This window comes from Archangium lipolyticum (assembly GCF_024623785.1).
GTDB lineage: Bacteria > Myxococcota > Myxococcia > Myxococcales > Myxococcaceae > Archangium > Archangium lipolyticum.
The window spans coordinates 906,784-921,103 of record NZ_JANKBZ010000001.1 but is presented as its reverse complement, the minus strand read 5'-3'; the positions used below and the strand labels follow the sequence as shown (position 1 = coordinate 921,103).

Below are 14,320 nucleotides of genomic sequence, written 5' to 3'. Positions count from 1 at the left end.
CGGCGCTGACCGGGAGTTACTGCGAGAAGCCCTCGAGGAGGTAGTGGGCCTCGATGCGCTTGAGGGCGAGGATCATCGCGGCGCAGCGCGGATCCACTTCCTTGCCGATGCAGAACGGACGGCTGTCATGCGAGTCCGTGCGGCGCGACTGGTTGCGGGAGATGTCGCGGATGATGCGGTAGTTGCGCTTCATCGCGTGCTCGAGGCGCTGGTTGACCTCGGCCTCGCTCCAGCGCTCCATGCGCTTGTTCTGGATCCACTCGTAGTAGCTCACCGTCACGCCACCGGCGTTGGCGATGATGTCGGGGATCATGTCGATGCCGCGCTTCTGAAGGACGCGGTCGGCCTCGGGGGTGGTGGGGCCGTTGGCGCCCTCGGCCACCAGCTTCACCTTGAGACGCTCGGCGATGTCCGCGGTGATCTCGCCACCGAGGGCCGCCGGGAAGCAGATGTCCGCCTGGACCTCCCAGAAGTCCTTCTTGTCGATCTTCTGGGCGCCGGGGAACCCGAGCACGCTGCGGCGCAGGTTCTTCGGATCATTGACGTAGGCGAGCAGCGCGGGCACGTCGATGCCGTCGCCGTTGTAGATGGTGCCGTCGGCGTCGTTGACCGCGAGCAGGCGGGCGCCCATCTTCTGGAGGATGGCGGCGCCGTGGCTGCCCACGTTGCCGAAGCCCTGGAGGATGAAGCTCTTGCCCTTGAGGGTCTCACCCTTCTCGGCGTAGTAGTCCTCGATGCAGAAGGCCACGCCCTGGCCGGTGGCGGCCGCACGGCCCTCGGAGCCGCCGATGCGCACGTCCTTGCCGGTGACGATGCCGCGCAGGTTGTGCCGCTCGCGCTCGCCGTCCGAGTACTGGCGGTACATGAGGGCCATGATGTCCCCATTCGTCCCCACGTCGGGAGCGGGGATGTCGATGTTGGGGCCGATGAGTCCCTTGAGCTTGTACATGAAGCGCAGGGTGATGTTCTCCAGCTCCTCCTTGCCGTAGGCGCGGGGGTCGATCTGGATGCCACCCTTGCCACCGCCGAAGGGGACCTCGGAGATGGCGGTCTTCCAGGTCATCTCCGCGGCGAGCGCTTTGAAGAGATCCAGGGAGACCTCGCGGTGATAGCGGATGCCACCCTTGTAGGGGCCGCGGGCCTGGTTGTGCTGGACGCGGTAGGCCTTGAAGCGCTGCGACTCGCCGGGAACGAGCTGGTACACGTGGCCGTCGGGAAGGCGCAGGTGACCACGGCGGATGGAGACGTCCGAGCCGAGCAGGGCGCGGCCGTTGAGGATGATCTTCCCGTCGGCCAGGCGCTCCAGGCCCTCGGGGTTGCGGACCTGGGTGACCTGGAGGTCCGCGAAGTCCCGGGCCTGCTCGGGAGCGAGCGGCACCAGGCGATCCTTCAGCTTCGCGGTGACGTAGAAGATGTGCTCGTAGTCCGGCTCCTCGAGCTCGAGGCGCACGCGCTTGTCCAGACCGATGAGGTCCGCGGCGCGATGGAAGATTTCCATCGCTTCCGTGTAGACGGTGCGCTTCGGCGTCGGGGCCGGGGCGCGCATGAAGTTCTCTTCGCTTGCCATGTGAGAAATCGCTCCTTGGGGTTGAGGCGATTGGGTAGAGGCGGGGCCCTTATGTGCATAGCAGCCAGCATGGGTCAATCGCTGGACAGGCTTGTTTGGGCACAAAGTTTTAGTTGTTTCAGGTAGTTAGCCAACGCGGCGTGTCATTCACCGGGGGTCACCGCCCGGTTGCTCGCCTGGTCTCTGGCTGGGCCGGGAAGGGGGTGGGTGTGGCCCGTGGAAGGCGGGTGGGGACCGAAGTGACGTGGAATGAAAGAAGTGCTTGCCGTGGTTGGAGGGGCGTGTTACTTCGCGCGCCCACATCGGTGACGCCAAAAAGCGTCGTCCTTGTGCCGACATAGCTCAGTCGGTAGAGCAACTGATTCGTAATCAGTAGGTCCCCGGTTCAAATCCGGGTGTCGGCTCCAAAGAGAAGGGCCGGTCACGAAAGTGGCCGGCCCTTTTTGTTTCCCTTGTTGGGAAGCCGTTGGACAACGCCGCCCGATAGCCCCCCCCTCGGGAGCATGTCGTGAAGGCGAAGCGTCGAGGCGGGTTCAGAGGCACCTGGGTCGGGGGGGAGATCTACTGGTAAGGACCTGGGGAGCCTGAGGCCCGCGCGGACGCGGCCGAGCAGGTGGGCAGGCAGCGGTTCCTCCGGAACCACGGGCAAGCCTTGGGGCTAGACTGTTTCGTCGGGCAGGAGCGTGCGCAGCAACTCGTCGTCTGGTCCGAGGGGGAGCCATCCGGGCGGCGGTGGCGTAGCGAGGAGTGCATCGCCGGCCTTGTCGGCGCGCTCCTTGTGGGTCTCTGGGGTGAAGGCAACCCACGCGCCGAGTGCATGGGCGACGTCGAAACGATTTGCGTCGTCGAGCACGGCCGGCCAGCCGCTTGGGAGACACGCCCACAGTTCTCGCACGAGTTGTCCGCGCACAAGGCGTGTGACCTGATTGTGCCGCTCTGCTTCGGCCACCAGTCCTTTGAACACCTGCACTCCTGCGATGTCGTCCGGACCAAGCTCCTTGGCCAGAGCCACCAGCGAGGCGGTGGGGCGCGCCTCGGCGAACGCCGTGAGTGAATCGAAACCGCGCTCGCGGACCCGCTCATACAGGCGTGCCACCCAGTTGCCCTGAAAAGGATGTCTGTCGCTCATGGCCCTTTCCACGGGATGAAGTTCATCGGGATGTAGTACGCCTCCATGCGCCCCGCGACGATCTTCAGGATCTCGTTCCGCGTCAACATCCGGCCCGCTCTGGACTCGGCTCTTCCCAACACCTCCATGATCATCTGGTTCCATTCGCCGGGCCATGTGCGACCCAGCTTCCAGTCGCCACCACCGTGAATGGCCTCGTGATGCGCCTGCTCCAGCCTGACGCAGAACTCGTCGATGTCCATCTCGCCGGTGAAGCCGCGCTTCTCGAACCACTCGCGGAACTCCTTGGGCATGACGTGGTGCCGCGGCGGCTCTGCCATTCCGGCTCCTGCCTTGCCCGTCCCGTGCATGGCCCCCACCTCGGGCCCATCGCCCAGCGCTTCGCGCACGCCCCGCGGCAGCTCGCCGTGCGCCTGCGCCAGCATCACCTGGCCCGCCTGAATCCGTACGGCGGCGCTGACGACGGGCAGGGAGAGGACGCCCGCACGCACCAACTGGCGCACCCACTCCACCCACTCGGCGGACACGACAATGCGCGTGCCCATCATCACGCCGTCGCCGCCTACCGCCAGGCCGATGCCGAGCAGGGCGGGAGCGGACGGAGGCACCGGGGGCAGTGAGAACCTCATCGTCGAGAGCATCGTGACAGTCTCGATGGTTTCCTTGAGCACCAGCACCTTCTGGAGGTTCTCCGCCGCCACGCGCATTCTCTCCACGGTGGCCACGAATTCCTCCGTGAGGTGGCCTGCCAGCGGGGGCACGTCTTGCGCCGCGGCCTCCACCAGCTCGTGCTCCCGGGAGGAGAGCGCCGTCATGGTGGGCGCGAGCAGCTCCTGCCTGCGCTCCATGTCCGCGAAGAGCGTCTCCACGGGGTAGAGGTGCTGTCTGAGCGCGACATCTGCGAGGTTGAGGAAGTCGAGCCAGACGGCGAGCAGGAGCGAGCCCACCATGGTGGCTTCCAGCCGTGGACCGGCCACGCGCAGCAGGGCGAGCTGCATGTCCGGGTCCTCCACCTGCGAAGCGGCGTTGGCCAGCCGGGTGGCGGCGGCGAGCTGGGCGTCAATCCACCGCAGTTGCTCGGTGCCGTAGTCGGCATAGCGGAGGAAGACATCGTTTGCGCTGGCGAGGCCCCGGCCACTGACCTTGAGCCGGGCGAGTTCGCTGGAAATGCGGCGGGTGGAGCCCGACACGTCGAGAACGGCACCGCGAAATGCCAACTGGGCCGCGAGGGCCTTCTGCTGCACCTCCCTCTCCGCGCTGTCCGGGCTCACCGCCGTTACCTCCACACGGGAGGCCCGGCGCCGGTGTAGCCGCTGCGGTGCCTCGGGCTCGGGCGGGGTGGGGAGGGCGTCTGGGGCCTCGACGCCAGGCCTCGCCACCGACACGGGCGGGACAGGCTCGTGTGGCGTGTAGCGCAGGCCCGTTCTCATGCCGGGCGGTAGTGTCAGTGACGTGCAGCCGGTGGACAGCAGGGCCAGGGCGAGCAGCAGGCCCGTCCACCGGGCCTGGGGCAAGTCAGCGAGCATTGTCCAGCCCTTGGATTTCGGAAGATGGAGAGGGTAGGGGATCGGCGGCGCGAAGATGCCCGACTGGCGGCGGTGCTCGAGGCCCCGTTCGTCGCGGGAGAATGGTTCACCCGGGTTTCGTGACTTCGCGGCGCTCTGCGCCTGAGTGGCTCTCAGGCCGGCGCGCCGGATCTCCTGGACTTCCGACTGTGGTCTTGAGCCCATGCATCAGGGTCCCCAAAACGGCGACGAAGCCCAGGGTTCGTTGGAGTACCCCGGGAACTTCGCGACAGCGTACACCTCGCCTGGGGGCGTCCCGGTTCAGTCCTTGAGCCACTTGATGAACCGATAGGCTCCGTAGCCAATAGCGGCTGCTGCGGCGGCAGGCGCAGCAACCGTCACGGCGACGCCGGCCACCATTCCTCCACCCACAGTTCCGCCAATGGCCGCGAGCCCGGAGGTAATGCCAGCCGCGCTGAGCCCACTCACTGTGCCCGCGACCGAGATGGCGGCAACGGAACCCCCGACACCTGTTACTCCTCCGATAACAGTGGCTGTCCGTCCCGTTTTGCGCGCCTCTCGTTCGTCCTCCGGAAGCGATGGGTCATCCCGGAGGACCTGATTCATGGCAATGCTCGTCACGGCGATAGGTGCGGCTGCGAGCACGCCCAGCCCACCGATAGCTCCAGCTCCGACAGCTCCTCCCACCGCGCCCAGACCCGACATGATTCCCGCACCGCTCAGGCCAGCGACAACACCCGTCGCGGAGACGACTCCCACCGAGCCCGCGGCGGCTGCTCCGACACCAACGGTTCCCGCGGTGCTCGACGTCGCATCTCGGACCTGTTCGCTCTGGCGCTCGCCGGTCTTACACCAGCGGGCGAAGTGCTCGCAGTTGTTCTCGAAGAGGTCGTAGAGGTTCTCGCCCATCCGGCTCCTGGCGCGACAGACCACCTCGTCATCGGAGAGGCACATTCCGTACTGGACGAGCTCCGGTGTTCCGCCGCTGAGAAATCGATCGAGTGGGTCCAATCGAACCACGGCGTTCTCTTTTGAGGCGAGTTCGCCCGTGTAGTGAATGACCTCGTTGGCTCCAACGAGGATGCCGTGGTGGCTGTAGATGCCGCGGTTCACCTTGATGTGATCGCCTCGACGCATGCGCCCCCCTCTTGCTCTTAATGGGAGCAGGAGCATACCTCCCTGAGGTACCCAGAGCCGCAGTGATCTCCACGACGATCAGCAGTTCGGCCTGAGGGAACATCGGGGATGTACTCCCTGGTAGGCGAGGTGCTCTCACATGGAGCGGCCCGTGTCGGGGTGGTGCCCCGTGCCAGCTGCTGGTCCGCAGGCGTGGTGGGGTGGGGGATCCACGGAGATTTTCTCCCCCACTTTTCCCCCACTCGGGGCGTGCCAGAGGCGGCCAGAACGGGCCATTTTCAGAGAGAAGAGCCTGGGGCTGCCCCTGCCCAGCTCCGATTCGTAATCAGTAGGTCCCCGGTTCAAATCCGGGTGTCGGCTCCAAAGAGAAGGGCCGGTCACGTAAGTGGCCGGCCCTTTTTGTTTTCCCCGCTGGGGTCACCGTCCATCGGAGGTGCGGCGTATCCACCCCTCGTGTTGACTCACGTCCGTCAGGTATGTGGTCACGTCCCTGGTTGAGCGCCTGGGCCCTCATCGTCCTCTTCCTGCAGTGCCGACCGGCGCGCCGACCGCGAAGGAACTGCTCACCTACTTGACGAGCTCGATCCTCGCCTTCAGCGGACCGGGCTCCCTCAGGGCTTCGACGCCACCGTCGAGCTTCCCGAGCGTGACGAGCCCGTTCGCATGGCCGGAGTCCCTGTAGAACAGGGCCAGATTCCCCCAGGGGGCGTAGTAGGTGATGTCTCCGGCCGAGGCATCGGTGCCTGGCGGCGTGCCCTTCGTGGACAGCCTCCTCGGCAGGTCGCTGATCTTCTCGGTTGCCGCGTAGTCCTCGAGGGTCAGGGTCAGTGGCAGCAGGGATACGAAGTCGCGAGTGGTCTCGTTGTCGCGCAGGGTGGCCGTCAGGACCTTCTCTCCAACCGTCAGTCGAATCTTCATGGTCTTTGCCTCAGTGGGAGCATGTTGCTGCGCATGGGCTGGGAGCGCCGACAGCGCGAGCGCGAAGACGAGAGAGGCGATGAAGACCACCCCGGACCGCGCCGCCCGCGCCGCACGGACGCGAGGGGTCGTCACGGGCGACGGCGAAGGGGTCACAGACATTGGCAAACCCTGGGCGCAGTGCCTCGGTGGGGCCTTCTCGGTGGTGCTCATGGTGCGTTCTCCTTTCAGGGCTGCGCGTCGTACTGCGCGTCGGTGACCTTCTCCATCCACTCGACGACCTTGCCGTCGAGCGCCTCCTGGATGGCCAGGTGGGTCATCGCGGTGGTCGGGGAGGCGCCGTGCCAGTGCTTCTGGCCGGGCGGAATCCACACCACGTCGCCCGGACGCATCTCCTCGACGGCGCCGCCCCACACCTGCACGCGGCCGACGCCCGCCGTCACGACCAGCCTCTGTCCGAGCGGATGGGTGTGCCACGCCGTACGGGCACCGGGCTCGAACGTGACGGAGGCGCCCGCGGCGCGTGAGGGCTCGGTCGCCTGGAACAGCGGGTCGATGCGCACGGCGCCTGTAAAGTTCTCGGCGGGCCCTTTGGCGGAGGGCTGCGAGCCGTTCCTCGTGATGCGCAGGGCCTGCGAGCCTCCGCGTGAGGCGGCCGGGGGAGCTCCCGGCCCTGAGGCCGCGCCCCCTGAGCTGGCCTGGGCGAATGTCAGGGCGAGCAGCGGAAGTGAGAAGACCGTCGCGGTGAGCAGCTTCATGTGCATCCTCCGGTTGGATGATGGGTGGTGACGGCGTAAGGGTCAGAACGTGCCGTCCGTCGACCTGGACAGGTCCGATCGTTTCGTCTTCATGTCACTTCCTTTGGGTGAAAGCGGCCTCACCGTGGCTTCGCGCTGAGCGAGAGCGGCTCCGTCTCGAAAAGCCTGCGCGCCGTGATCATGGACCTGGTGACGTCCACGTACTTCTTGAAGTGCGGCGACTCGAGGTGCTGACGGTATGCCTTCTCGTCCGCGTAAATCTCGAAAAACCGCAGATGGGTCGGGTTCTCTTTCAAGGCCACCGAGTAGATGGCCAGCACGCCGGCTTCGATGCGGATCGAGGTTTCGATCTCCTCCGTCACGGCGGCCTTGTAGGCTTCGAGCTGGGCCGGATCGATCTCCAGTTCGGCGATACGCACAAGCGTTTTGGCAGGCAACCGCGGCTTTGCGCCGAGCAGGATGGGCACCGCGTCGTACATTCTGCGGGCCAACACCATCTTGGCCGTGCCAGAGCGAAACCTCTGGAAATGCGGCGTCCGCAGATGCGCTTGATACGCGCTTTCGTCCGCGTACATCTCGAACACACGGATGCGGGCCGGGTTGCCTTTCTCTGCCGCGGCATGGAGGGCCAGCACGCCCCGCTCCATCCGAAGCGTCGCCACCGCATGCTCGCGAGCCGCCGCCTTGAAGCCTTCCAACCGCGCGGGGTCGATTTCCAGGTCCTCCAGTCGCACGAACGGGACCTGCGCTTTCTGGGCCAGGGCGGGCGGGCCAAGGCACAACGCCAGCGCCGACGCGCACACCATCAAGAACCGCCTGAGGTTCATGTGTATTCTTCACCCCTTCAGCGATCGATCAGGCGTTGCTGTTGTGGCGGGTAGCGGTCTCCGCTCGGCTTGATACGCGAGGCGCCGTCCTCGATCTCACGGAGATCGCTTGCCGTGAGCACGATGTCGGCGGCGCCTGCGTTCTCGAGCATGCGCGCCTGCTTCGTCGTCCCTGGGATCGGTACGATCCACGGCTTCTGCGCGAGCACCCACGCGAGCGCGATCTGACCGGGGGTGGCGCTCTTCTCCTTGGCGATCCGCGTGAGCAGCTCCACGAATGCCTGGTTCGCCTGAAGGTTCTCGGGCTGGAACCGCGGGATGGTGCTCCGGAAATCGCTCGAATCGAACGTCGTGGTCGGGTCGATCTTTCCGGTCAGAAAGCCTTTGCCGAGCGGGCTGAACGGCACGAAGCCGATGCCAAGCTCCTCGAGCGTCGGCAACACGCTCGTCTCGGGCTCGCGCCACCACAACGAATACTCGCTCTGGAGCGCGGTGACGGGCTGCACCGCGTGCGCGCGACGGATCGTCTGCGCCCCCGCTTCGGAGAGGCCGAAGTGTTTGACTTTCCCCTCGCGAATGAGGTCCTTCACGGCGCCCGCGACGTCTTCGATCGGTACCGCTGGGTCGACGCGGTGTTGGTAATAGAGGTCGATCGCGTCGACCTTCAGCCGCTTCAACGAGCTTTCGGCGGCCTGCTTGATGTGCTCCGGACGGCTATTGATGAGGCTCCATCTCCCTTCCCCTTCGTGCGCCGGCGCGAACCCGAATTTCGTCGCGATGACGACGCGCCCGCGGAACGGCGCGAGGGCTTCGCCGAGGAGTTCCTCGTTCGTCAGCGGTCCGTACACTTCCGCCGTGTCGAAGAACGTGACGCCGCGATCGACCGCTGCGCGGATGAGCGCGATCATCTCCTGGGTGTCCTTCGGTGGGCCGTAGCTCCAGCTCATGCCCATGCAGCCGAGGCCGATGGCGGAGACCTCGAGTCCTTGTCGCCCGAGCGTGCGTTTGGGGATCATGCTCCCTCCTTCTCAAAGAGCGTCTTTGCGCGGTTCACCGCCGACATCGCGTTCGGCCAACCGACGTAGAATGCGAGGTGCGTGATCATCTCGACGAGTTCCTCCTCGGTGACGCCGTTCTTGACCGACTCACGGCCCCTTGTCGCAGCGGCCCTGCCAGCCGCCTGGAAGCCGGGCGACCGGTACTCGCCCCGTCCGGTGCGCTGTTCGCTCGCCGTGCTGGCGTTGTTCTGGCGTGGCGTGGCCATGTTGCGCTCTCGGTGAAGCCTGGGGGCTCGCGTCCCCGTTCACGACAAGAGATATGTGGCGGCTGCGGGCTCGACTACGGGTGGCAGAAGCAACGGCCTGTCAAGCGCTGCTGTACAATGCACCTTCGGGTATGGCGGCGGCTCGGTCCAGAAAGTCCAAGGCGACTCATATGATGGATACGGCTCTCCTGCCGCAGCTTCAGGTCTTTCTGGTGGTGGCGCGCTTGCGTAGCTTCAGCGGCGCGGCCCGCGAGCTCGGCGTCACCCGCTCCGCGGTAAGTCAGGCGGTGCGGCAGCTCGAGGAGCAGTTGCGTGTGGTGCTCCTGACTCGCACGACCCGGAGCGTGGCGCTGACCGACGTAGGTCGGAAGCTGGTCGAGACGGCTGGGCCTGGCCTGGCGCAGGCGCTCGCTGCGGTGAAGGAACTCTCCGCTCAGCCCGGCGAGCTCGTGGGCAGGTTGCGGCTCTCCGTGCCGCGAGCGGCGGTGCCGCATGTGATCGAACCGGTCCTGCCTACGTTCCGCGCGCGCCACCCACGCGTGGAGGTCGAAGTCGTGCTCGAAGAGCAACTCGTGGACATCGTCGCGGGGGGCTACGACGCGGGCGTGCGGCTCAGCGAGATCATTGAGCGTGACATGGTGCAGGTTCGGCTCACGGAGCCGTTTCGCTTCGTCATCGTGGGCACACCTGAGTACCTGGCGCGGCTCGGGGTGCCTCAGCGTCCCGAGGATCTGCTGCGCCACGAGTGCATCACCTTCCGCTCGCCGACGACCGGAGCGCTCTACGCCTGGGAACTGGAGCGGGGTCGAAAGACGTGGCGCTTGCCGGTTCGCGGCGGCGTCGTCACGAACGATGGTCTGCTGTGCGCGTCGATGGCCAGGCTGGGCTTGGGGCTTGCCTACGCGTTCGAGCCCATGGTCATGGAGGATCTGCGCAGCGGGCGGCTTCAGCGGGTGCTCGAGCCCTACGCGCCCACGGTGCCCGGCTACTTCCTCTATTTCCCGAGCCGCGCACAGCGCACTCCCGCTCTTCGCGCGTTCGTAGACATCGCCAGGGAGTCACTCGTGCAGAGAAGGTGAAGATGGCGCGGTGAGCTGCGGAATTCGACCCGACAGCTCATCCTTGGGGAAGCTCTCGGGCGGTAACAGGCCCCTCTACTTCCCGACGCGGGCGTAGTTGCCCTTGAGGGCCACGCCCACCACGAAGCTGCCGGCGTGGCACTCGAACTCCGTGGTGCTCTTGAACTCGCTCCTCTTGTAGTAGCTGACGATGTCGACCACCGCGTTGGCGCCCTTCTTCTTCGCGGTGTCCTGCAGCGCGATGAGCGCCGACAGTGCCGCCCACTTGCAGCCGAACTCGTCGGACTTGCCCAGGCTGTTGGTCTTCTTGTTGCTCACCCCCTCACCGAGGGTCTCGACCACGGCCGGCGTCTTCGCTCCCGCGAGGTAGAACGCCACGGACTTGTCCAGCTTGCCCTTCGCCTCCGGCATCGCGAGGACGTCGGCCAGCTTGATTTTGTAGACCGTGTCGCGCGCCAGGGCCGGCGTCGCGAACGTCACGGCCAGAATGGACATGGCCATCCACTTCTTCATCTTGTCCCTCCCCTAGTCCCAACGGCGGAACACCAACGAGGTGTTGATTCCCCCGAAGGCGAAGTTGTTGCTCATGACGAGGTCCGTCTGGATGTTGCGGCCCTCGCCGGTAATGTAGTCCAGCGGCGCGCAGCGCGGATCCACCGCGCCCGGCTCGAGGTGGAGCGTCGGCGCGAACCAGCCCGAGCGCATCATCTCGATGGTCATCCAGGCCTCCAGCGCACCGCAGGCGCCCAGGGTGTGCCCCATGTAGCTCTTGAGCGAGGAGAAGGGGACCCGCTCGCCGAACACGCTGTGGGTGCCGGCCGTCTCGGCGATGTCGCCGTGCTCGGTGGCGGTGCCGTGGGCGTTCACGTAGCCGATGTCCGTGGGGGACACCCCCGCGTCCTCCAGGGCCAGCCGCATGGCGTCGGCCATGGTGGGGGCGTTGGGCTGGGTGACGTGCCGGCCGTCGTTGTTGGTGCCGTAGCCGAGGACCTCCGCGTAGATGGGCGCTCCGCGCGCACGGGCGTGCTCCAGCTCCTCGAGCACGAGGGTGCACGCCCCCTCACCGAGCACCAGCCCCGTCCGAGCCGCGTGGAAGGGCCGCGGGGTGAGGTGCGGCGTGTCGTTGTTCTGGGTGCTGGTGGCGAAGAGGGTGTCGAACACCGCCGCTTCCGTCGCGTCGAGCTCCTCGGCGCCGCCGGCGAGCATCGCCACCTGGCGCCCCAGCTTGATGGCCTCGTAGGCGTAGCCGATTCCCTGGCTGCCCGACGTGCACGCGCTGGAGGTGGTGATGATGCGCCCGGTGATTCCGAAGAAGACGCTGATGTTCACCGGGGCCGTGTGCGCCATCATCCGGATGTAGGTGGTGGCGGTGATTCCCTCGGTGGTCTTCTCCGTGATCATCCGGCCGAAGTCGGCCATGTTGGCCGGGGTGCCGGAGGACGAGCCGTAGGCGATGCCCATCTTCCCGCTCTTGAGCAGCGGGTCTCCCAGCAGCCCCGCCGACTGCAGGGCCATCTCGCTGGCGCGCGTGGCCATCAGCGCGACGCGGCCCATGCTCCGCGTGGCCTTGCGGCTGTATGTCTGGGGTGGGAGCTCGAAGGGAGCAGCGGGCGCGCCCACCCGCGTGTTCAGGCCCTCGTACACCTTCCACTCGTCCATGGTCTGGACGGCGTTGCGAAGCGACCTCAGCCTCGCCTCCACCGTCTTCCAGTCATGGCCGAGCGGGCTGATGGCCCCGATGCCGGTGACGACAACCCTCTTCATCCGAACAATCCCCCGTTCACGGAGATGACCTGCCGAGTGATGTAAGCCGCGTCCCTGCCCATGAGGAAGCTGATCGTCGCGGCCACCTCCTCGGGAGTCCCCATGCGCCGGGCGGGAATGAGCTTGAGTGCCTCTTCCACCACGTGCGCCTCCACCATCTCCGTCTCGATGAGACCGGGGGCGACGCAGTTGACGGTGATTTCACGGCGGGCCAGCTCGATGGCGAGCGCCTTGGTGGCGCCGATGATGCCGGCCTTCGCCGCGCTGTAGTTCACCTGCCCCCGGTTGCCCATGAGCCCGGACACGGAGGAGAGGGTGACGATGCGTCCGGGCTTGCGACGCCGGACCATCGGCATCGTGAGCGGGTTGAGCACGTTGTAGAAGGCGTCGAGGTTGGTGTGGATGACCGCGTCCCAGTCCTCGGCGGGCATGGCCGGAAAGGCGTTGTCCCGGGCGATGCCCGCGTTGCACACCACCCCGTAGTAGCAGCCGTGCTCCTCGATGTCGGCAAGGAGGGCCTGCGCGGTGGCGGCCCGGTCCGCCACGTCGAACTGCAGCACGCGGCTGCTCCTGCCGAGCTCGCGAATCTGCCCGGCCACCGCCTCGGCCTCCTCGCGCCGGCTGCGGCAGTGGACGACCACGTCGTAGCCATCACGGGCCAGGCGCAGGGCCACCGCGCGACCGATGCCCCGGCTGGAGCCCGTCACCAGTACCGTGTTGTCACTCATTCCCCAGCCCCTTCGGGTGGCTCGAACACCGTCAGCGCGGCGCTCGCCACTGTCTCACCCTCGATGTCGATGGTGCAAGCAAACTGCCCCAGGCCGGACTCCGCCCAGAGCTCCTGACGGACCTGGATGCGAAGCCGTTCGCCCGCCCTGAAGACGGGGCGGCTGCACGAATAGCGGCGCGTCCCCAGCAGGAAGCCCACCTTCGGCGCCTCTCCGCGCAGCCGGGCATTCCATCCGGCCCACGCCCCCACCGTCTGGGCCATGAACTCGATTCCGACCCAGCCCCCCACGCCTCCGTCCCGGAAGAAGAGGCAGTCCTCGCGGATGGTCACCTCGGCCACCATCCCGGAGGCGTCGGCCTCCAGGGCGCGGTCGATGAGGCGCATGGGGCCGTTGTGCGCCACCAGGTCGGCGAGCGCGTAGTCGATTGGAGTTCCCATCAGGCACACCCCAGGAGTAGCGCGGCGTTGCTGCCGCCGAACCCGAAGGAGTTGCTCAGCGCATAGCGGGGCGGACGGCCCAGGCTGTAGCCGGCGGGCACCAGGGCCAGCGCGGGAAGCGCCGGGTCGGGCTCTCCATCCCACCAGTGGGGGGGCAGCAGCCCGGCCGGGTTGTCGGTGAGGGTCAGCCAGCAGAAGGCGGCCTCCAGTGCGCCCGCGGCCCCCAGGGTGTGCCCGGTGAGCGGCTTGGTGGAGCTGGACGGAACGTCTCCGCCGAGCAGCGCGTGCACCGCCCGGCTCTCCATCGCGTCGTTGAGGGGCGTGGCCGTCCCGTGGAGGTTGACGTAGTCGACGTCGGACGGGGCCACGCCTCCGCGCTTCAGCGCCGCCCTCATCGCGGCCAGCGCGCCCCGGCCGCCGGGCTCCGGCGCGGAGATGTGGTGCGCGTCGGAGGACTCACCCCAGCCGGCGATCCGCACCGGCCCCGGCTCCCGCGTCATCAGGAAGAGGGCCGCGCCCTCGCCGATGTTGATGCCGCGGCGGTGGACGCTCATGGGGTTGCAGCGCGCCTCGCTCACCGACTCGAGCGCGGAGAACCCGGCGACGGTGAAGCGGCACAGCGAGTCGGCCCCTCCCGCGATGACCGCGTCGCAGACGCCCGCGCGCAGCAGTCGCGCGGCGCTGGCCAGCGCCTTGGCGCTGGAGGAGCAGGCGGTGGAGATGACGAGGGCCGGCCCCGCCAGGCCGAGCAGCCCACTGAGAGCCATGGCCGGTGAGCCGAGCTCCTGCTGCCGCAGGTGGAAGGAGGGGGGAAGCGCGCCGTGGGCGGCATGCGCCACCATGGCGGTCTCGCTCTCCCCGATGCCGGAGGTGCTCGTCCCCAGGACGATCCCCACCCGCTCGGGACCGAAGCGGGCGATGGCCGCATCCACCTCGGAGCGGATGTCCGCCAGCGCGGTGAGCAGCAGCGCGTTGTTGCGGCTGCGCAAGGGGGGCGCGAGCACCTCCATGTCGGCCAGCGGCGAGGTGACCTGGCCCACGTGCAGCGTGCGAGCGGCGAAGTCGTCGCTCGGGGCCACACCGCTCGGCGTGCCGGCGAACAGGGCGGCGCGGACCTGGTGCCTGCCCGCTCCCGGGGCGCACACGAGGCCCAGCGTGTTGAGGAAGACCGGCCGGTTCATGG

15 protein-coding genes and 2 tRNA genes are annotated in these 14,320 nt (G+C 67.4%); 3 read left to right on the top strand and 14 right to left on the bottom strand.

Annotated features, from left to right (window positions below):
* Positions 1-16: 16 nt before the first annotated feature.
* Positions 17-1,567 (bottom strand): Glu/Leu/Phe/Val family dehydrogenase, encoded by a 1,551-nt coding sequence (locus NR810_RS03465; RefSeq protein WP_257447643.1) that lies wholly within the window; start codon positions 1,565-1,567, stop codon positions 17-19.
* A 331-nt stretch (positions 1,568-1,898) separates the two neighbouring features.
* On the opposite strand from NR810_RS03465, the gene NR810_RS03460 reads away from it, so the two are divergent.
* A tRNA-Thr gene (locus NR810_RS03460) sits at positions 1,899-1,974 on the top strand.
* Positions 1,975-2,225: 251 nt separating this feature from the next.
* Here NR810_RS03460 and NR810_RS03455 read toward each other — a convergent pair.
* The 3 genes from NR810_RS03455 to NR810_RS03445 form a co-directional block, all read right to left on the bottom strand.
* Complete coding sequence (locus NR810_RS03455; protein WP_257447639.1) at positions 2,226-2,696, bottom strand: NUDIX hydrolase; 471 nt, start codon at positions 2,694-2,696, stop codon at positions 2,226-2,228.
* A complete protein-coding gene (locus NR810_RS03450; protein ID WP_257447636.1) occupies positions 2,693-4,222 on the bottom strand; it encodes a DUF2380 domain-containing protein in 1,530 nt (509 codons plus the stop codon). Before NR810_RS03450 ends, NR810_RS03455 begins: the two co-directional genes overlap by 4 nt.
* Before the next feature lie 300 nt (positions 4,223-4,522).
* Complete coding sequence (locus NR810_RS03445) at positions 4,523-5,359, bottom strand: lecithin retinol acyltransferase family protein (protein WP_257447634.1); 837 nt, start codon at positions 5,357-5,359, stop codon at positions 4,523-4,525.
* Positions 5,360-5,649: 290 nt separating this feature from the next.
* Between NR810_RS03445 and NR810_RS03440 the strand changes: the two genes are divergently transcribed.
* Positions 5,650-5,722, top strand: a tRNA-Thr gene (locus NR810_RS03440).
* 204 nt (positions 5,723-5,926) lie between these two features.
* On the opposite strand, the gene NR810_RS03435 is transcribed toward NR810_RS03440, so the two are convergent.
* The 5 genes from NR810_RS03435 to NR810_RS03415 form a co-directional block, all read right to left on the bottom strand.
* Complete coding sequence (locus NR810_RS03435) at positions 5,927-6,277, bottom strand: cyclophilin-like fold protein (RefSeq protein WP_257447631.1); 351 nt, start codon at positions 6,275-6,277, stop codon at positions 5,927-5,929.
* A 227-nt stretch (positions 6,278-6,504) separates the two neighbouring features.
* Positions 6,505-7,035: a (R)-mandelonitrile lyase gene (locus NR810_RS03430; protein WP_257447627.1), complete on the bottom strand. Its 531-nt coding sequence runs from the start codon at positions 7,033-7,035 to the stop codon at positions 6,505-6,507.
* A 119-nt stretch (positions 7,036-7,154) separates the two neighbouring features.
* On the bottom strand, positions 7,155-7,862 hold the full coding sequence (locus tag NR810_RS03425; RefSeq protein ID WP_257447624.1) for a putative quinol monooxygenase: 708 nt from the start codon (positions 7,860-7,862) through the stop codon (positions 7,155-7,157).
* Between the two features lie 17 nt (positions 7,863-7,879).
* Positions 7,880-8,875, bottom strand: coding sequence for an aldo/keto reductase (locus NR810_RS03420; protein ID WP_257447779.1), 996 nt, complete (start codon positions 8,873-8,875; stop codon positions 7,880-7,882).
* On the bottom strand, positions 8,875-9,126 hold the full coding sequence (locus NR810_RS03415; RefSeq protein ID WP_257447621.1) for a carboxymuconolactone decarboxylase family protein: 252 nt from the start codon (positions 9,124-9,126) through the stop codon (positions 8,875-8,877). The genes NR810_RS03420 and NR810_RS03415 overlap by 1 nt, the downstream gene beginning before the upstream one ends.
* A 173-nt stretch (positions 9,127-9,299) precedes the next feature.
* Here NR810_RS03415 and NR810_RS03410 point away from each other — a divergent pair, with 173 nt between their 5' ends.
* Positions 9,300-10,205: a LysR family transcriptional regulator gene (locus tag NR810_RS03410; protein WP_257447777.1), complete on the top strand. Its 906-nt coding sequence runs from the start codon at positions 9,300-9,302 to the stop codon at positions 10,203-10,205.
* A 75-nt stretch (positions 10,206-10,280) separates the two neighbouring features.
* Here NR810_RS03410 and NR810_RS03405 read toward each other — a convergent pair whose 3' ends face one another.
* From NR810_RS03405 to NR810_RS03385, 5 genes are read right to left on the bottom strand one after another with little or no spacing between them, the layout of a single operon-like run.
* Positions 10,281-10,718 carry an excinuclease ATPase subunit gene (locus NR810_RS03405; RefSeq protein WP_257447618.1) on the bottom strand — a complete coding sequence of 146 codons (438 nt, stop codon included), beginning with the start codon at positions 10,716-10,718 and terminating at the stop codon, positions 10,281-10,283.
* A 12-nt stretch (positions 10,719-10,730) separates the two neighbouring features.
* A complete protein-coding gene (locus NR810_RS03400; protein ID WP_257447616.1) occupies positions 10,731-11,969 on the bottom strand; it encodes a beta-ketoacyl-ACP synthase in 1,239 nt (412 codons plus the stop codon).
* Positions 11,966-12,697 carry a 3-oxoacyl-ACP reductase FabG gene (gene fabG, locus NR810_RS03395; protein WP_257447614.1) on the bottom strand — a complete coding sequence of 244 codons (732 nt, stop codon included), beginning with the start codon at positions 12,695-12,697 and terminating at the stop codon, positions 11,966-11,968. The genes NR810_RS03400 and fabG overlap by 4 nt, the downstream gene beginning before the upstream one ends.
* On the bottom strand, positions 12,694-13,137 hold the full coding sequence (locus tag NR810_RS03390; protein ID WP_257447612.1) for a hotdog family protein: 444 nt from the start codon (positions 13,135-13,137) through the stop codon (positions 12,694-12,696). The genes fabG and NR810_RS03390 overlap by 4 nt, the downstream gene beginning before the upstream one ends.
* Entirely contained in the window at positions 13,137-14,318 is a 1,182-nt protein-coding gene (locus NR810_RS03385; protein ID WP_257447610.1) for a beta-ketoacyl-ACP synthase, read from the bottom strand. The genes NR810_RS03390 and NR810_RS03385 overlap by 1 nt, the downstream gene beginning before the upstream one ends.
* Positions 14,319-14,320: the final 2 nt, after the last annotated feature.